A 17,902-nucleotide genomic window follows, 5' to 3' on the forward strand; every position below is an offset into this window, starting at 1 on the left:
CGGCGATGGCGGGCGGAGAGCTGCGACACATCCCGGTCATGCTGGAGGAGGCGCTGGAGGGGTTGGCGGTGCGGCCGGACGGCCGCTACCTGGACGGGACGTTCGGCCGCGGCGGGCATGCGCGGGCGATCCTCGACCGGCTGGGCGCGCACGGCCGCTTGCTGGTGATGGATCGCGATCCCGCGGCGATCGCGGCGGCGCGGCGCGATTTCGCCGGCGACGCGCGCGTCGCGATCCGCCACGGCAGTTTCGCGGACATGGCGGCGTGGGAAGCGACGGCGGAGGGGCTGGACGGCGTGTTGCTCGACCTCGGCGTGTCCTCGCCGCAACTGGACGAGGCGGCGCGCGGCTTCAGCTTCATGGCCGACGCGCCGCTCGACATGCGGATGGACCCGGGCAGCGGCGAGAGTGCGGCGGATTTCCTCGCCCGCGCGGACGAGCGCGCGATCGCCGACGTGCTCTGGCGCTACGGCGAGGAGCGGATGAGCCGGCGCATCGCGCGCGCGATCGTGGCGCAGCGCGCGAAGGCGCCGATCCGGCGCACCGGCGAGCTGGCCGATCTGGTCGCGCGCGCGGTGGGGCGGCGCGAGCCGGGCAAGCACCCGGCGACGCGCAGCTTCCAGGCGCTGCGCATCCACGTCAACGGCGAGCTCGACGCGCTGACGGAAGGTTTGCAGGCGGCGCTTGCGCGGCTGAAGCCGGGCGGGCGTCTGGTGGTGATCAGCTTCCACTCGCTGGAGGATCGCGTGGTCAAGCAGTTCATCCGGGCCGAGTCCGGGATGCGCGCGCAGACGCGCCGCGGACTGCCGCCGGCCGCGCCCGCCGCCGCGCCGCGCCTGCGCGCCGTCGGCAAGGCGCGCTTCCCCTCCGCCGCCGAGCTGGCAGCCAATCCGCGCGCCCGCTCGGCGGTGCTGCGCGTGGCGGAGCGCAGCGCATGAAGCTGCTCGCCGCGCTCGCCTTCGCCGCGCTGCTGGTCGCCGACCTGGTCAGCGCGATCGGCGTGGTGTGGGCGCGCCACGAGAGCCGCGTGCTGTTCGTCGAACTGACCCGCCTGCAGAACACGCGCGACGAGCTGAACGTCGACTTCGGCCGTCTCGAGCTCGAGCAGGCCACCTGGGCCGATCCCGGCCGCATCGAGCAGATGGCGCGCAGCCAGCTCGGCATGGTCAATCCGCCGCCTGAAGACGTGGAGCTGATCCAGCGATGATGTTCCGCAAGGACCAGCTCGAACTGCCCGCGCCGCGCCGCAGCGCCGGGCCCAGCACGCGCAAGCGGCTGTACCTGGTCGGCATGCTGCTGGCGCTGGCGGCCACCGGCCTCGTCGTGCGCGCGCTCGATCTGCAGGTGGTACGCAAGGACTTCCTGCAATCGCAGGGCGACGCGCGCTTCCTGCGCGAGATCCCGATCCCGGTGTCGCGCGGCACGATCTTCGACCGCAACGGCGAGCCGCTGGCGGTGTCGACGCCGGTGGAGTCGATCTGGGCCAATCCGCAGGAAGTGCTGGAACACGCCGAGCGCCTGCCGGCGCTGGCCAAGGCGCTCGGCGTCGACGCCGGCGACCTGGAACAGCGCCTCAACCAGCGCGCCGACCGCGAGTTCGTCTACCTCAAGCGGCAGATGAGCCCGGAGGCCGCGCAGGCGGTGCTGGCGCTCGGCATCCCCGGCGTCAACGAGCAGCGCGAGTTCCGCCGCTATTACCCGAGCGGCGAGGCGATGGCGCACGTGCTCGGCATCACCAACATCGACGACCGCGGGCAGGAGGGCCTCGAACTCGCCTTCGACGACTGGCTGGCCGGCAAGCCGGGACTGAAGCGCGTGATCCGCGACCGCCTCGGCCACACCGTGGAGAACGTCGAGCTGGTGCGCGAGCCGCAGCCCGGCCGCGACCTCGCGCTGAGCATCGACCGTCGCATCCAATACCTCGCCTACCGCGAGCTGGCGCGAGCGGTGCAGGAGTTCGACGCGAAGTCGGCGTCGATGGTGATCCTCGACGTGCGCAGCGGCGAGGTGCTGGCGATGGTCAACCAGCCCTCCTACAACCCGAACGCGGTGGGCGCCAGTCCGCCCGCCGCGCGGCGCAACCGCGCGGTGACCGACGTGATCGAGCCCGGCTCGACCATGAAGCCGTTCACCATCGCCGCGGCGCTGGAGAGCGGCAAGTGGAAGCCGAACACGCCGATCGACACCTCGCCCGGCACCTTCCAGTACCTCAACCACACCATCCGCGACACGCACAACCACGGCCTGATCGACGTCACCGGCGTGCTCACCTATTCGAGCAACGTCGGCGCCTCGAAGATCGCGCTGACGCTGGAAGACAGCCACCTCTACGACATGTTCCGCCGCTTCGGCTTCGGCGCCAGCACCGGCAGCGGCTTCCCCGGCGAGTCGCCCGGCCTGCTGCCGGAGGTGCGCGCCTGGAACGGCCTGACCAAGGTCACGCTGGCCTACGGCTACGGCCTGAACGTCACCGTGCTGCAACTGGCCGAGGCCTACGCCGCGCTGGCCAACGGCGGCCGCCTGCGCCAGCCGAGCTTCGTCAAAGGCGCCGACAACCCGGCCAACGCCGTCCTCGACCCGCAGATCGCGAGCACGATCGTGAAGATGCTGGAAACCGTGGTCAGCCCGGAAGGCACGGCGCTGAAGGCGGCGGTGGCCAACTACAGCGTCGCCGGCAAGACCGGCACCTCGCACATCGCCTCCGGCGGCGGCTACGAGGACAAGTACGTCAGCCTGTTCGCCGGCATCGTGCCGGCCAGCGCGCCGCGGCTGGTCGGCGTGGTGGCGATCAACGATCCGCAGAAGAAGAGCTACTACGGCGGTTTCGTCTCCGCGCCGGTGTTCAGCCGCGTGATGGACGGCGCGATGCGCCTCTTGGACGTGCCGCCCGACAACGTGCGCCGCTGGTACACCGGCGGCCCGGACGTCGGCGCGCCGATCAGCCCGTCCAGCCCGCCGCCCGACTACGCGCCGGGCAGCACCAACTACGAGGAGGGCGGCACGCCGTGAACGCCCGCGTCCGCCTCGCCGACCTGCTCGCCGGCATCGCCGATCCCGCCGCCGCCGGCGCGATCGAGATCACCGGCCTGACCCTGGATTCGCGCCGCGTGCGCGCCGGCGACGCCTTCGTCGCCCTGCGCGGCACGCGCCAGCACGGCGTCGCGTTTGCCCCCGCGGCGCTGGCGCAGGGCGCTGCGGCCGTGCTGGCCGAAGCCCCTGCGCCCGCCGCACCTGTTCACGCTACGGCCGAAGGCCGTGCCAACCATCTTCCCCCGCTCGCGTGGGACGATGCCCGCCGGGCGGAAGGGGGGCGCGAGGCCGAGGCGCAAGCGCCCATCCTGTGGATCGACCGCCTGCGCGACCACCTCGGCGAGATCGCCGCGCGCTACTACGCGCGGCCGTCGGCGGCGCTGCACGTGATCGGCGTCACCGGCACCAACGGCAAGACCTCGACGGTGCAGCTGCTGGCGGCGGCGCTCGCTGGGCTCGGCCACGGCGCGGCGACGATCGGCACGCTGGGCGCCGGCATGTACGGCCATCTCGAAGCGGGCGAGCGCACCACGCCGGACGTGATCAGCGTGCACGGCCTGCTCGCCGGATTCCGCGACGCCGGCGCGTCCTACGTGGCGATGGAAGTGTCCTCGCACGCGCTCGACCAGGGGCGCGTCGACGCGATCGACTTCGACGTCGCCGTGTTCACCAACCTCACCCGCGACCACCTCGACTACCACGGCACCATGGAAGCCTACGGCGCGGCCAAGGCCAGGCTGTTCGCCTGGCCCGGCCTGCGCGCGGCGGTGATCAACGTCGACGACGCCTTCGGCCGCCGGCTCGCCGCCGCGTTGCCCGCGGGGGTGCGCTGCCTGCGCTACAGCGCCGAGGGCGGCGAGGCCGAACTGGCCGCCGAGCGCGTGCGCACGCATGCCGACGGCATCGACTTCCTGCTGCGCACGCCGTGGGGCGCGGGCGAGGTACGCAGCCGCCTGCTCGGCCGCTTCAACGTTTCCAACCTGCTGGCCGTGGCCGGCTGCCTGGGCGCGCTCGGCATGCGCTTCGACGCCGTCTGCGAGGCGCTGGCGGCGCTCGCGCCGGTCGACGGCCGCATGAACCGTCTCGGCGGCGGCACGGCGCCGCTGGTGGTGGTCGATTACGCGCACACGCCGGACGCGCTGGAGCAGGCGCTGGCCACGCTGCGCGCGCACTGCGAAGGCCGTCTGGTCTGCGTGTTCGGCTGCGGCGGCGACCGCGATCCCGGCAAGCGCCCGCAGATGGGCGCGATCGCCGAGCGGCTGGCGGACCGGGCGATCGTCACCGACGACAACCCGCGCAGCGAGGACGGCGACGCGATCGTCGCGCAGATCCTCGCCGGCTTCGCGCGGCCGGAGCGCGCGCGGGTCGAGCGCGATCGCGCGGCGGCCATCGCCCGCGCCGTGCGCGAGGCGCAGCCCGGCGACGTGGTGCTGATCGCCGGCAAGGGCCACGAGACCTACCAGGAGGTCGCCGGCAGCAAGCGGCCGTTCGACGACCTCGCCGAAGCGAAACGCGCACTGGAGGCACGCCCATGCTGAACCTGCGGCTGACCGAGATCGCCCTGTGGACGCGCGGCAGCCTGCACGGTGCGGATGTGCCGGTACGCGGGGTCTGCACCGACACGCGCAAGCTGGGCGGCGGCGAGCTGTTCGTCGCGCTGAAGGGCGAACGCCTGGACGGGCACGACTTCGTCGCCTCCGCGGCAGCGCACGGCGCGGCTGCGGCGCTGGTGTCGCGGCGCGTGGAAGCGCCGATTCCGCAGGTGCTGGTGACCGACACGTTGCTGGCGCTGGGCGACCTGGCCAGCGCGGTGCGCGCGCAACGCCGCGCGCGCGTGGTCGGCATCACCGGCTCCAACGGCAAGACCACTGTGAAGACGCTGACCGCGTCGATCCTGGCGCGCCACGGCCGCACCCACGTCAACGCCGGCAACTTCAACAACGAGATCGGACTGCCGCTGACGCTGCTGGAGATGCCGGAGAACGCCGAGTACGCCGTGCTGGAGATGGGCGCCGGCAAGCCGGGCGACATCGCCTACCTCGCCGCCATCGCCCGGCCCGAAATCGGCCTCGTCAACAACATCGCGCCGGCGCACCTTGAGCGCATGGGCAGCCTCGAGGGCGTCGCCGAGACCAAGGGCGCGCTGTACCAGGCGCTGCCTGCCGACGGCGTCGCCGTGATCAACGCCGACGACGCGTTCGCCGGCTTCTTCGCCGGCCTGGCCGGCACGCGCCGCGTGCTGCGCTTCGGCCTCGACCATTCCACCGACGTCGGCGCCGAGATCCGCGCGCTGGGCGCGGCCAGCGACTTCGTGCTGAACACGCCGCAGGGCGCGATCGAGGTGATGCTGCCGCTGGCCGGCCGCCACAACGTGATGAACGCGCTGGCGGCGTCGGCGATCGCCTGCGCGCTGGACGTACCGCTGGCGACGATTCGCGAAGGGCTCGAACAGGCGCCGACCGTCGCCGGCCGCCTGCTGCGCCACACCACGCGCGCCGGCTGGACGCTGATCGACGACAGCTACAACGCCAACCCGGGCTCGACCGCCGCGGCGATTGCCACGCTGGCGCTGGAGGCCGGCCTGCCGTGGCTGGTGCTCGGCGACATGGCCGAACTCGGCCCGGAGGCGGAACGCCTGCACGCCGAGATCGGCACGCTGGCGCGGCGCAGCGGCATCGCGCGGCTGTACACGGTGGGGCGTCTGAGCCGCACCGCGGCCGCCGCGTTCGGCGCCGGCGCCGAGCACTTCGCCGACCAGTCCGCGCTGATCGCCGCGCTGCGCGCCGCGCTGAAGCCGGGCGTGGTGTGCCTGGTGAAGGGTTCGCGTTCGTCGGCGATGGACCGGGTGGTCGCCGCGCTGCTGGGGCACGACGGGGGAGGGGAGCGGCATGCTGCTTGAACTGGCGGAATGGCTGAAGGCGTACGTCAACGCCTTTCACCTGTTCCAGTACATCACCTTCCGCACGATCATGAGCGCGCTGACCGCGCTGGCGATGTCGCTGCTGCTCGGTCCGGGCCTGATCCGCAAGCTGGCCGCGCTGAAGGCCGGGCAGGTGATCCGCAAGGACGGCCCGCAGTCGCACTTGAGCAAGGCCGGCACGCCGACCATGGGCGGCGCACTGATCCTCGCCGCGATCGCGATCGCCACGCTGCTGTGGTCGGATCTGAGCAACCGCTACGTGTGGATCGTGCTCGGCATCACGCTGTCGTTCGGCGCGATCGGCTTCTACGACGACTACAAGAAGCTGGTACTGAAGGACAGCCGCGGTCTGTCGGCGCGCTGGAAGTACTTCTGGCAGTCGGTGCTGGGCCTCGGCGCCGCGCTGTTCCTCTACCTCACCGCCGACACGCCGGCGGCCACCGAGCTGTACGTGCCGGTGTTCAAGCAGGTGGCGATCCCGCTCGGCGTGCTGTCGGTGCTGGTGGGCTACTTCATCATGGTCGGCTTCTCCAACGCGGTGAACCTGACCGACGGCCTCGACGGCCTGGCGATCATGCCGGCGGTGCTGGTCGCCGCCGCGCTGGGCGTGTTCGCCTATCTGTCCGGCAACGCGGTGTTCTCGCAGTACCTCGGCATTCCGGCGATCCCCGGCGCGGGCGAGCTTTCGATCTTCTGCGCGGCGCTGGCCGGTGCAGGCCTCGGCTTCCTCTGGTTCAACGCCTATCCCGCGCAGGTGTTCATGGGCGACATCGGCGCGCTGGCGATCGGCGGCGCGCTCGGCTGCATCGCCGTGATCGTGCGCCAGGAAATCGTGCTGCTGGTGATGGGCGGCGTGTTCGTGATGGAAACCGCCTCGGTGATGCTGCAGGTGGCCAGCTTCAAGCTGACCGGCAAGCGGCTGTTCCGCATGGCGCCGATCCATCACCATTTCGAATTGAAGGGCTGGCCGGAACCGCGCGTGATCGTGCGCTTCTGGATCATCAGCGTGGTGCTGGTGCTGGTCGGTTTGGCGACGTTGAAGGTACGGTGATGCTCGACTGGTTGCGCCAGACGCAAGCCATCCGCCGCCAGGGCCCGCAGGGCCACTGGGACGCCTGGCTGCTGTTCGCCGCGATCGCGCTGGCCAGCATCGGCGTGGTGATGGTGGCGTCGAGCTCGATCGCCGTCGCCGACGGCGAGCACATCGGCGCGTTCTACTACCTGAAGAAGCACCTGATGTTCCTCGGCCTCGGCACCGCGCTGGCCGCGGCCGCCGCGCGCACCGAGCTGAAGCACATCGAGAAGTACGCGTTCCTCTTGATGCTGCTCGCCTTCATCGCGCTGCTGCTGGTGTTCCTGCCCGGCATCGGCATGCGCATCAACGGCGCGCGCCGCTGGATCAACCTGCTGGTGCTCGGCTTCCAGCCGGTCGAGGCGGTGAAGCTGGTGGTGGTGATCTACCTGGCGAGCTACCTGGTGCGCCATCGCGACGGCGTCGAGCACCGGCTGTTCGGCGTGGTCAAGCCGATCGGCGTGGCCGGCCTGGTCGTGCTGCTGCTGCTGGCGCAGCCGGACTTCGGCTCCGCGGCGCTGATCGTCAGCGTCAGCGTCGGCATGATCTGGCTGGGCGGCGCGCGCATGCGCAACCTGCTGGCGCTGGGTGCGCCGCTGGTGCCGGCGCTGGCGTGGGCGGCGCTGACCGAGGATTACCGCATCAAGCGCCTGACCTCGTTCCTCGATCCCTGGAAGGATCCGTTCAACGACGGCTTCCAGCTGACCCAGGCGCTGATCGCGATCGGCCGCGGCGAATGGTTCGGCGTCGGCCTCGGCGGATCGGTGCAGAAGCTGTTCTACCTGCCGGAGGCGCACACCGACTTCATCCTGGCGGTGATCGCCGAGGAGCTCGGGCTCGCCGGCATCCTGCTGGTGCTCGGTCTGTTCGCGCTGCTGGTCGGCCGCGGCCTGTGGCTGGGCCTGAAGGGCGTGGAACTGGGCCAGCGTTTCGCCGGCTACGTCGCCTTCGGCCTGTCGCTGACGCTTGGCCTGCAGGCGCTGGTGTCGGTGGGCGTCAACCTCGGCGTGCTGCCGACGAAAGGCCTGACGCTGCCGCTGATCAGCTCCGGTGGCTCCAGCGTGCTGATGACCTGCGCGATGGTCGGCGTGCTGCTGCGCGCCGGCTACGAGATCACCCGCGCGGAAGACACGCGCCGCATGGCCACGCGCGTCGCCATGCCGGCAGCGCAGGCCGAGGAGGTCGGCGCATGAACTACAGAAATGCGTGGAGAGCAGTGAGAAGAGAGTGCGGATGGGGCGGCGGCGCGGTCGACTCGCGCGTCGGGCTCGCACCCGCTTCCCACTTCCGCGCACTCGTTTTTCGCCCCGAAGGAGCGCAGGCATGAGCGTGTCCGCGCCCGTGCTGATCATGGCCGGCGGTACCGGCGGCCACATCTTCCCCGGCCTCGCCGTGGCGGAAGCGCTGCGCGCGCGCGGCGTGCCGGTGGTGTGGCTGGGCGCGGCCGGCGGGCTGGAGACGAAGCTGGTGCCGGCGCGCGACATCCCATTGGAAACCGTGCCGGTGGCCGGCCTGCGCGGCAAGGGCTGGCGCACGCGCCTGCTGGCGCCGTGGATGCTGGCGCGCGCGCTGTTTGCTTCGCTGGCGGTGCTGCGGCGCGCACGTCCGCGCGCGGTGCTGTCGATGGGCGGCTACGTGGCCGGACCGGGCGGTGTCGCCGCGTGGCTGACCGGCCGCCCGCTGCTGATCCACGAGCAGAACCGCGTGCCGGGCTTCACCAACCGGATGCTGACGAAGCTGGCGCGGCGCGTGCTGGCCGGTTTCGCCGATGCGTTCCCCGCCGCCAACGAAGCCGCGTGGGTCGGCAATCCGGTGCGCGCGACGATCGCCGCGCTGCCGGCGCCGGCCGAGCGCATGGCGCAGCGCGGCGAACGCGCGCGCCTGCTGGTGCTGGGCGGCAGCCAGGGCGCGCGTGCGTTGAACCTTCGCGTGCCGGAAGCGCTGGCGAAGCTGCCGCACGAGCGCCGCCCCGAGGTGCTGCACCAGTGCGGCGCGCGCGGCGTGGAAGAGACGCGCGCGGCGTATGCGGCGGCTGGCGTCGACGCGCACGTCGAGCCGTTCATCGACGACATGGCGTCGGCCTATGCCTGGGCCGATCTGGCGGTATGTCGCGCCGGTGCGCTCACCCTTGCCGAGCTGGCCGCGGCCGGCCTCGGCGCGGTGCTGGTGCCGTTTCCGCATGCGGTCGACGACCACCAGACGCGGAACGCCGGGGCCGCCGTCGCCGTCGGTGCCGCCGTGTTGATCCCCGAACGCGAGCTGGACGACGCGCGCCTGGCGCAGACGCTCGACGCGCTGCTCGCCGACCGCGCGCGCCTCGTCGCGATGGCGCAGGCCGCGCGCACGCTGGCGAAGCCGGACGCCGCGGCGACGATCGCCGACGCCTGCCTGGAGGTGGCCGCATGACGCCGCGCCGCCTTCGCGTCCACGACGACATCATGTACGCGTTCCGCCGCGTGCACTTCATCGGCATCGGCGGCGCCGGCATGAGCGGCATCGCCGAGGTGCTGCACAACCTCGGCTATGCGGTCTCCGGCTCCGACCGCGCCAGCTCGCCGGTGACCGAGCGCCTGGCCGCGCAGGGCGTGCTGGTGCAGCGCGGCCACGACGCCGCGCACGTCGACGGCGCGGACGTGGTGGTGGTCTCCAGCGCGATCCGCGCCGACAACCCGGAGCTGATCGCCGCGCGCGCCGCGCGCATCCCGGTGGTGCCGCGCGCGGAGATGCTGGGCGAGCTGATGCGCTTCCGCCGCGGCATCGCCGTGGCCGGCACGCACGGCAAGACCACCACCACCAGCCTGACCGCGAGCGTGCTCGCCGAGGCGGGCCTCGACCCGACCTTCGTGATCGGCGGCCAGCTCACCTCTGCCGGTACGCACGCGCGACTCGGCAGCGGCGAATACCTGGTGGCCGAGGCCGACGAGTCCGACGGCTCGTTCCTGATGCTGTCGCCGGTGGTGGCGATCGTCACCAATATCGACGCCGACCACCTGGAGAACTACGGCGGCGACTTCGCGCGGGTGAAGAAGGCATTCGCCGACTTCCTGCACCGCCTGCCGTTCTACGGCGTGGCGGTGCTGTGCATCGACGATCCCGAGGTCGCGGAACTGGCGCGCGCCACGTCGCGCAGCACGATCACCTACGGCATCGACAGCGCCGACGCCGACGTGCGCGCCAGCCACCTGCGCCAGCAGGGCGCGCGCACGCAGTTCGAGCTGCACCTGCCGGGACGCGAGGCCGCGCTGCCGGTCGCGCTGAACCTGCCGGGCCGGCACAACGTGCTGAACGCGCTGGCCGCCGCCGCGGTCGGCTGGCAGCTCGGCGTCGACGCCGACGCGATCGGCCACGCGCTGGCGCGCTTCCAGGGCGTCGGCCGGCGCTTCCAGCAGCGCGGCGAACTGGCGCTGGACCAGGGCCGCGCGCTGCTGGTCGACGACTACGGCCACCATCCGCGCGAACTCGCCGCGGTGTTCGCCGCGGCGCGCGCCGGCTGGCCGGAGCGCCGCCTGGTGGTGGCGTTCCAACCGCACCGCTACACGCGCACGCGCGACCTCATGGACGACTTCGCCAACGTGCTGAGCGGCGTCGACGTGCTGCTGCTAACCGAGGTGTATCCGGCCGGCGAGACGCCGATCGCCGGCGCCGACGGCCGCGCGTTGGCGCGCGCGGTGCGCGCGCGCGGCAAGGTCGATCCGGTGCTGGTCGAGCATCCGCGCGAACTGAAGAACGTGCTGCCCGCGCTGCTGCGCGACGGCGACCTGCTGCTGCTGATGGGTGCCGGCGACATCGGCGCGGCGGCGACCGAGCTGGCCGCGATGGGCGAACTGAGAACGAGCAGGACATGAGCAAGCGCATCACCGATCCCCGACAGTTCGGCCGCGTCGCCGTGGCGATGGGCGGCACCTCCGCCGAGCGCGAGGTGTCGCTGGATTCCGGCCGCAACGTGCTCGCCGCGCTGAAGGCGCGCGGCGTCGACGCGCACGCGATCGACGGCATCCCGGCGCTGCTGGACGCGCTGCGCGCCGGCCACTTCGCCCGCGTGTTCAACATCCTGCACGGCCGCGGCGGCGAGGACGGCGTGCTGCAGGGCGCGCTGCAGTCGCTGGGCGTGCCGTACACCGGCTCCGGCGTGCTCGGCTCGGCGCTGACCATGGACAAGGTGCGCACCAAGCAGGTGTGGATCGCGCTCGGCCTGCCGACGCCGAAGTTCGTCGCCTTCCGCCGCGGCGAGGACATCCGCGCGGCGATCGCCGCGATCGGCCTGCCGGCGATCGTCAAGCCGTCGCACGAAGGTTCCAGCGTCGGCATCTCGCGCGTGCGCAGCGAGGCCGATCTCGCCACCGCGGTCGAGCTCGCCGCGCGCTACGACGGCGAGCTGCTGGTCGAGCAGCTGATCGAAGGCGACGAGCTCACCGTCGGCGTCCTCGACGGCGAGGCGCTGCCGTCGATCCGCATCGTGCCGAAGGGCGGCTTCTACGACTACCACGCCAAGTACGTCGCCGAGGACACGCAGTATCTCTGCCCCGGTCTCGAGGGCAAGGCCGAGGCGGACGTGCGCGCGCTGGCGCTGCGCGCGTTCCAGGCCGCCGGCGCCGGCGGCTGGGGCCGCGTCGACGTGATGCGCGACCGCGACGGACGCCTGTTCCTGCTCGAGGTGAACACCACGCCCGGCATGACCGGCCACTCGCTGGTGCCGAAGGCGGCGCGCGCCGTCGGCATCGACTTCGAGACGCTGTGCTGGCGCATCCTCGAGACCTCGTTCCGGGAGGACGCATGAGGGGCGCGCTCGCCATCCGCCTCGCCGGCTGGGGCATCGCGCTGACCCTGGTCGCGCTGCCGATCGTCGGCGTGCTGGAAGGCTGGTTCGCCGCCAGCCGCTGGCCGGTGCGCTACCTCAAGGTGGAAGCCGAGTTCCAGCACGTCGGCGCGGAGCAGATCCGCGCGGCGGTGACGCCGCTGCTCGGCGCGGGTTTCTTCGCGCTCGATCTCGGCGCCGCGCAGAAGGCGGTGGCGACGCTGCCGTGGGTGCAGCGCGTCGAGGCGCGCAAGCGCTGGCCGGACACGCTGGTGCTGCGCGTGTACGAACTGCAGCCGTTCGCGCATTGGGGGCAGGGTCGCCTGATCGGGCGCGATGGCCGCGTGTTCGCGGCGCCCGGCGCGGACGCGATCGAAGGCCTGCCGAAGCTGTCCGGGCCGGACGATCGCCTCGCCGACGTGGTGACGTTCTACACCCAGGTGCAGAAGGCGTTCGCCGCCGACGGCATGCGCGTCGCCGCCGTCGACCTGTCGGAACGCGGCAGCTGGAGCCTGACGCTCGCCAACGGCGCCGCGGTGATGATTGGCCGCGACCATCCGCAGGAGCGCCTGCAGCGCTTCCTGCTCGTGTATCCGACGCTGATGAACGGGCGCAGCGCGGGCTTCGAATACGCCGATCTCCGCTACACCAACGGTTTCGTCGTGAAGTGGCCTGTGCCGCCAGCGGGTGCGCCCGCCAAACCCGCCGCAGCTACCGGGAACGTCTGAGCATGAACCGCAAGAACGAAAAGCAGTTGGTGGTCGGACTCGACATCGGCACCTCGAAGGTGGTGGCGATCGTCGGCGAGTACGCGCCCGGCGAACCGGTCGAGGTGATCGGCATCGGCTCGCACGTCTCGCGCGGGCTGAAGCGCGGCGTGGTGGTCGACATCGAATCCACCGTGCACTCGATCCAGCGTGCGGTGGAGGAAGCCGAGCTGATGGCCGGCTGCGACATCCGCTCGGTGTACGCCTCGATTTCCGGCAGCCATCTCGAGACCAAGAACTCGCACGGCACCGCGGCGATCCGCGACCGCGAAGTGACGCCGGGCGACCTCGACCAGGTGCTGGAAGCGGCCAGCGCGGTGGCGATCCCGGCCGACCGCAAGGTGCTCTACAAGGAGCCGCAGGAGTACCGCATCGACGGCCAGGACGGCATCCGCCATCCGGTCGGCATGAGCGGCGTGCGCCTGGAATCGAGCGTGCACCTGGTCACCGGCGCGGCCAGCGCGGTGCAGAACATCAGCAAGTGCATCAACCGTTGCGGGCTGGCGGTGGACGAACTGGTGCCGGCGGCCGTCGCCAGCGCCAAGGCGGTGCTGACCGACGACGAGCGCGAGCTCGGCGTCTGCGTGGTCGACCTCGGCGCCGGCACCACCGACATCGCCATCTACACGCAGGGCGCCATCCGCTACACCAAGTCGCTGCCGGTCGGCGGCGACCAGGTCACCAACGACATCGCCTACGGCGTGCACACGCCGACCGCGCATGCCGAGGAGATCAAGATCAAGTACGCCTGCGCGCTGGCGCAGCTCGCCCACGCCGAGGAGACCATCCAGGTGCCCAGCGTCGGCGACCGTCCGCCGCGCCGGCTGGCGCGGCAGGCGCTCGCGCAGTCGGTGCAGGCGCGCTACGAGGAGATCTTCGAGATGGTGCAGGACGAGCTGCGCCGCTCCGGCTACGAGAGCCTGGTCGCGGCCGGCATCGTGCTGTGCGGCGGCGCCGCCAAGATGGAAGGCGCGCTCGAACTGGCCGAGGAGATCTTCCACAAGATGGTGCGCGTCGGCATGCCGCAGCACGTGATCGGCCTCGCCGACGTCGTCTCCAACCAGATCCACGCCACCGGCGTCGGCCTGCTGCTGCACGGCGCGCGCATGGGCGGCATGCGCCACGCGCCCGGACCGGTGGCCGGCAGCGTCGGCGACGTGATCGGCCGTGTGCGCGGCTGGCTGAGCAAGAACTTCTAGCGGCGCAGGAGGCGCCGCCGGGCGGTGCAGGTCGCCGCCCTCACGCCCGATCCGCGCAGGAGCGCGGGCCGGGACGACATCACAACAACGAGATCGCAAAGACGGAGGACGGGAAATGTTCGAGCTGGTCGAAAAACTCGCACCCAATGCGGTGATCAAGGTGATCGGCGTGGGCGGCGGTGGCGGCAACGCCGTGGCCCACATGGTCAATTCGCAGATCGACGGCGTCGAGTTCATCTGCGCCAACACCGACGCGCAGGCGCTGAAGAACTCCGGCGCCAAGGTGACCCTGCAGCTGGGCGCCAACGTCACCAAGGGCCTCGGCGCGGGCGCCAATCCCGAGGTCGGCCGCCAGGCCGCGCTCGAGGACCGCGAGCGCATCGTCGAGATGATGGAAGGTGCCGACATGGTGTTCATCACCGCCGGCATGGGCGGCGGCACCGGCACCGGCGCGGCGCCGGTGGTGGCACAGCTGGCCAAGGAGATGGGCGTGCTGACGGTGGCGGTGGTCACCAAGCCGTTCCCGTTCGAGGGGCGCCGGCGCATGCAGGTGGCGCTGAAGGGTATCGAGGACCTGCAGCAGCACGTCGACTCGCTGATCACGGTGCCGAACGAGAAGCTGCTGACCGTGCTCGGCCGCGAGGTCACGCTGCTCAGCGCCTTCAAGGCCGCCAACGACGTGCTGCTCGGCGCCGTGCAGGGCATCGCCGACCTGATCACCCGTCCGGGCCTGATCAACGTCGACTTCGCCGACGTGCGCACGGTGATGTCCGAGATGGGCATGGCGATGATGGGCACCGGCACCGCCCGCGGCGACGACCGCGCGCAGGCGGCGGCCGAGTCGGCGATCAACAACCCGCTGCTGGAGGACGTCAACCTGTCCGGCGCTTGCGGCATCCTGGTCAACGTCACCGCCGGTCCGAACCTGACCATGCGCGAGTTCGACGAGATCGGCCGCGTGGTGCACGACTTCGCCAGCGAGGACGCCACCGTGGTGATCGGCACGGCGCTCGACCCGGACATGCAGGACGACGTGCGCGTCACCGTGGTCGCCACCGGGCTCAACCGCGCGGTCACCACCCGCCATGCGCCGGCGATGCGTCGCGAGGAGCCGGCCCCGGCGCCGCGTCCGCGTCCGGTGATGTTGCGCACCGGCAGCGGCACCGAGGTGATGGACTACGCCGCCCCGGCGCGCGCGCCGCGTACGCAGGCCGAGCCGCAGGCGGAGGCCGGCAAACCGGAGCCGACGATCGACTACCTGGACATCCCGGCGTTCCTGCGCCGCCAGGCGGACTGAAGCGGGCGGACGCGCCCTTCGCGGGCGCTCCCGTCGCGTCACCGCAATATGAGGTCCGGTCTTGGGGACCGGGCCGGCTTGATCCCGCCGCAGCGGCCACTTCCCGTCCGCCGCTGCGGTCAGCCGCCTCCTCCGGGAGGCGGGGCAGCCTTGGCCGCGGTCAGCCCGCTTGGGTTGGCCGCGGCACTTTCCTTCCGGTGCGAAGGGGAGTAAAAGTTAAGAAATCGTGACCGGCGTCTGAATTTGGACTGCCCGGTTTATTTTTCGGGCCGGGTGGTGTGCTAGCATCCGGCGCACTTTTGCTGCTGCCCCACGGGATTACAACTAGAAATGATCAAGCAGCGTACGCTCAAGAACGTCATCCGGGCGACGGGCGTCGGTCTGCATACGGGCGACAAGGTCTACATGACCTTGCGACCCGCGGCGGTGGACACGGGCATCGTGTTCCGCCGCACCGACCTGACCCCGCCGGTAGAGATTCCCTCCCGCTGCGAAAACGTGGGCGACACCCGCCTCTCCAGCACGCTGGTGAAGGACGGCGTGCGCGTCGGCACCGTCGAACACCTGCTTTCGGCGATGGCCGGGTTGGGCATCGACAACGCCTACGTCGACCTGTCGGCGCCCGAGGTGCCGATCATGGACGGCAGCGCCGGCCCCTTCGTGTTCCTGCTGCAGTCCGCCGGCATCGAGGAGCAGGAAGCGCCCAAGCGCTTCATCCGCATCAAGAAGCCGGTGAAGGTGCAGGACGGCGACAAGTGGGCCCGCTTCGAGCCGTTCGACGGCTTCAAGGTGGGTTTCTCCATCGACTTCAACCATCCGATCTTCACCAAGCGCACGTCGATGGCCGAGATCGACTTCTCGACCACGTCGTTCGTCAAGGAAGTCAGCCGCGCGCGGACCTTCGGCTTCATGCGCGACATCGAGATGCTGCGCGAGCGCAACCTGGCGCTGGGCGGCTCGATGGACAACGCGATCGTGCTGGACGACTACCGCGTGCTGAACGAGGACGGCCTGCGTTACGAGGACGAGTTCGTCAAACACAAGATCCTCGACGCGATCGGCGACCTCTATCTGCTGGGCCACAGCCTGATCGGCGCCTTCTTCGGCCACAAGTCGGGCCACGAGCTCAACAACCGCCTGCTGCGCGCCCTCATGGCCGACGCCGAGGCGTGGGAAGAGGTGATCTTCAAGGATCCCGAGGCGGCACCGATCTCCTATGCCCATCCGGCACAGGCGGTGTAACATCCCCTGACATTTGTGACGCCCATCCGGGAACCGGCGGGCGTCATCGGGGATAGTCGATACAACAACAAGCGGTATGCGGCGGGGCAATCCCGTCGCCAGTGGGGGCGGACCTCAGCGTCCGCGCGGGGAAGACGATTCGGCGAAGGACGCCAGTTCCAGGAACAAGGCCCGCAGTTCCGGGTCTGTGAGGGACTTTGCCGCAGCCTGCAGGTGGCGGGCGGCAGCAGGCGAAAGAGGCTTGCGCTCGGCCGGCTCCGGGGGAACGGACGGCAGGGGAGCCACTTTCACGGTAACCGACTCGGCACGCACGCCCAGCGTGCGCGCGGCGGAGAGGATTTGCGCCTGAGCCAGGCGCAGCTTCGAAGCCCAGGCCGACGAGGACGCCAGGAAAACGACGCGACCGTTGCGCACGTCCGCGAACCTGACCTGATCGCGGAGCGGGGCGGGCAGCGTCTGGCGCAGTCGCTGGTCCATCCGGTCCAGTTCGCGCGCGCGTTCGACCAACGCCGCGACGGACATGCATTCCCCGACGGGCACCGGCCCGGGGGGCTTGCGACGGGAAGGGGACGACGGCTGCACGGCGGAAACCTTCTCGAACGTGTGCGCATGAACATCTTACTCGTCTCCAGGTCCACGAAGCCGCCGAAAACCGTCGATCTCACCTGCGCGCGCGTGCGCCGCCGCATCGCGATCGGTGTCGTCTCCGCCGTGCTGGCCTGCGCCGGCCTCGGCGCGGGGCTGGCGTTGTGGCTGGCCAGCCCGCGCGATCGCGCGCTGGCGGAGATCGCGGCGCTGAAGGCGCAGGTCGGGCAGCAGCGCGCGCAGCTCGGCGAGGTCCAGCGCAGCGCCGAACGCGACATGAATGCGATGGCGGTGCAGCTCGGCCGCCTGCAGGCGCAGGCGATGCGCTTGGATGCGCTGGGCGAACGCCTCGCCGAGGCCGGCAAGGTCGGCGGCGGCGAATTCGATTTCGATCAGGCCCCGGCGGTCGGCGGCCCCGAGATCAGCACCGGCGAAGGCTATGCGTTGCCGCAGAGCCTGGGCCGCTCGATCGACGACCTGCGCACCCAGTTCGACCGCCAGCAGGCGCAGCTCGACGTGCTCGAGAACCTGCTGCTCGACCGCAAGGTCGATTCCGCCCTGCGCCCCGCCGGCATGCCGGTGCCGGGCTACATCGCCTCCTATTTCGGCGGCCGTCCCGACCCGTTCACCGGCGAACGCGGCTTCCACGCCGGCCTCGACATCGACGCGCCGCGGGGCACCGGGATCCACGCGGTGGCCGAGGGCGTCGTGACCTACGCCGGCACGCGCTCCGGCTACGGCAACGTGGTCGAGGTCGATCACGGCAACGGCTACATGACGCGCTATGCGCACGCCAGCAAGCTGCTGGTGCATCCGGGCCAGCGCGTGCATGCCGGCGAAGTGATCGCCGACGTCGGTTCCACCGGCCGCTCCACCGGCCCGCACGTGCATTTCGAGGTGTGGTACGAGGGCCGCCCGGTCAATCCGCTGGCCTACGTGCGCAGTCACCGCTGAGCGGAACCCGGCTGCGCGCGGCCGGTCCCATCTCCGCCGGG

16 protein-coding genes are annotated in these 17,902 nt (G+C 71.4%); 15 read left to right on the top strand and 1 reads right to left on the bottom strand.

All coding sequences use genetic code 11. The features are described 5' to 3' along the window. The first annotated feature begins 5 nt into the window (after positions 1–5). The 14 genes from rsmH to lpxC all read left to right on the top strand — a co-directional run bounded on the left by rsmH (position 6) and on the right by lpxC (position 16,322). Positions 6–938, top strand: a complete 933-nt coding sequence (rsmH, locus tag MBSD_RS12920; RefSeq protein WP_062537712.1) for a 16S rRNA (cytosine(1402)-N(4))-methyltransferase RsmH — start codon at positions 6–8, stop codon at positions 936–938. Beyond that, positions 935–1,207: a cell division protein FtsL gene (gene ftsL / locus MBSD_RS12925; RefSeq protein WP_062537713.1), complete on the top strand. Its 273-nt coding sequence runs from the start codon at positions 935–937 to the stop codon at positions 1,205–1,207. Before rsmH ends, ftsL begins: the two co-directional genes overlap by 4 nt. Then, on the top strand, positions 1,204–3,009 hold the full coding sequence (locus tag MBSD_RS12930; protein ID WP_082306669.1) for a peptidoglycan D,D-transpeptidase FtsI family protein: 1,806 nt from the start codon (positions 1,204–1,206) through the stop codon (positions 3,007–3,009). Before ftsL ends, MBSD_RS12930 begins: the two co-directional genes overlap by 4 nt. Further along, a complete protein-coding gene (locus tag MBSD_RS12935) occupies positions 3,006–4,568 on the top strand; it encodes a UDP-N-acetylmuramoyl-L-alanyl-D-glutamate--2,6-diaminopimelate ligase (RefSeq protein ID WP_062537714.1) in 1,563 nt (520 codons plus the stop codon). Before MBSD_RS12930 ends, MBSD_RS12935 begins: the two co-directional genes overlap by 4 nt. Beyond that, entirely contained in the window at positions 4,562–5,929 is a 1,368-nt protein-coding gene (locus MBSD_RS12940; protein WP_062537715.1) for a UDP-N-acetylmuramoyl-tripeptide--D-alanyl-D-alanine ligase, read from the top strand. The genes MBSD_RS12935 and MBSD_RS12940 overlap by 7 nt, the downstream gene beginning before the upstream one ends. Beyond that, positions 5,919–7,001, top strand: a complete 1,083-nt coding sequence (gene mraY, locus MBSD_RS12945) for a phospho-N-acetylmuramoyl-pentapeptide-transferase (RefSeq protein ID WP_062537716.1) — start codon at positions 5,919–5,921, stop codon at positions 6,999–7,001. Before MBSD_RS12940 ends, mraY begins: the two co-directional genes overlap by 11 nt. Then, the gene (gene ftsW / locus MBSD_RS12950; protein WP_062537717.1) at positions 7,001–8,215 is read left to right on the top strand and encodes a putative lipid II flippase FtsW; all 1,215 of its coding nucleotides are present in this window, start codon (positions 7,001–7,003) and stop codon (positions 8,213–8,215) included. The genes mraY and ftsW overlap by 1 nt, the downstream gene beginning before the upstream one ends. 130 nt (positions 8,216–8,345) lie before the next feature. After that, entirely contained in the window at positions 8,346–9,428 is a 1,083-nt protein-coding gene (gene murG / locus MBSD_RS12955) for an undecaprenyldiphospho-muramoylpentapeptide beta-N-acetylglucosaminyltransferase (RefSeq protein ID WP_062537718.1), read from the top strand. Next, positions 9,425–10,867 (top strand): UDP-N-acetylmuramate--L-alanine ligase, encoded by a 1,443-nt coding sequence (gene murC / locus MBSD_RS12960; protein ID WP_062537719.1) that lies wholly within the window; start codon positions 9,425–9,427, stop codon positions 10,865–10,867. The genes murG and murC overlap by 4 nt, the downstream gene beginning before the upstream one ends. Next, positions 10,864–11,799: a D-alanine--D-alanine ligase gene (locus MBSD_RS12965; protein WP_062537720.1), complete on the top strand. Its 936-nt coding sequence runs from the start codon at positions 10,864–10,866 to the stop codon at positions 11,797–11,799. Before murC ends, MBSD_RS12965 begins: the two co-directional genes overlap by 4 nt. After that, positions 11,796–12,545: a cell division protein FtsQ/DivIB gene (locus MBSD_RS12970; protein WP_062537721.1), complete on the top strand. Its 750-nt coding sequence runs from the start codon at positions 11,796–11,798 to the stop codon at positions 12,543–12,545. Before MBSD_RS12965 ends, MBSD_RS12970 begins: the two co-directional genes overlap by 4 nt. 2 nt (positions 12,546–12,547) lie before the next feature. Further along, positions 12,548–13,783 carry a cell division protein FtsA gene (gene ftsA / locus MBSD_RS12975; protein ID WP_062537722.1) on the top strand — a complete coding sequence of 412 codons (1,236 nt, stop codon included), beginning with the start codon at positions 12,548–12,550 and terminating at the stop codon, positions 13,781–13,783. A 115-nt stretch (positions 13,784–13,898) separates the two neighbouring features. Beyond that, positions 13,899–15,080 carry a cell division protein FtsZ gene (gene ftsZ / locus MBSD_RS12980; RefSeq protein ID WP_062537723.1) on the top strand — a complete coding sequence of 394 codons (1,182 nt, stop codon included), beginning with the start codon at positions 13,899–13,901 and terminating at the stop codon, positions 15,078–15,080. 330 nt (positions 15,081–15,410) lie between these two features. Continuing rightward, the gene (gene lpxC, locus MBSD_RS12985; RefSeq protein ID WP_062537724.1) at positions 15,411–16,322 is read left to right on the top strand and encodes a UDP-3-O-acyl-N-acetylglucosamine deacetylase; all 912 of its coding nucleotides are present in this window, start codon (positions 15,411–15,413) and stop codon (positions 16,320–16,322) included. A gap of 114 nt (positions 16,323–16,436) precedes the next feature. Here the strand turns inward: lpxC and MBSD_RS12990 are convergent, their stop codons facing one another. After that, entirely contained in the window at positions 16,437–16,844 is a 408-nt protein-coding gene (locus tag MBSD_RS12990) for a DciA family protein (RefSeq protein WP_187300682.1), read from the bottom strand. Positions 16,845–16,931: 87 nt separating this feature from the next. Here MBSD_RS12990 and MBSD_RS12995 point away from each other — a divergent pair, with 87 nt between their 5' ends. Next, on the top strand, positions 16,932–17,861 hold the full coding sequence (locus tag MBSD_RS12995) for a M23 family metallopeptidase (RefSeq protein ID WP_062537726.1): 930 nt from the start codon (positions 16,932–16,934) through the stop codon (positions 17,859–17,861). Positions 17,862–17,902 lie beyond the last annotated feature (41 nt).

Source organism: Mizugakiibacter sediminis, assembly GCF_000953855.2.
Classification (GTDB): Bacteria; Pseudomonadota; Gammaproteobacteria; order Xanthomonadales; family Rhodanobacteraceae; genus Mizugakiibacter; species Mizugakiibacter sediminis.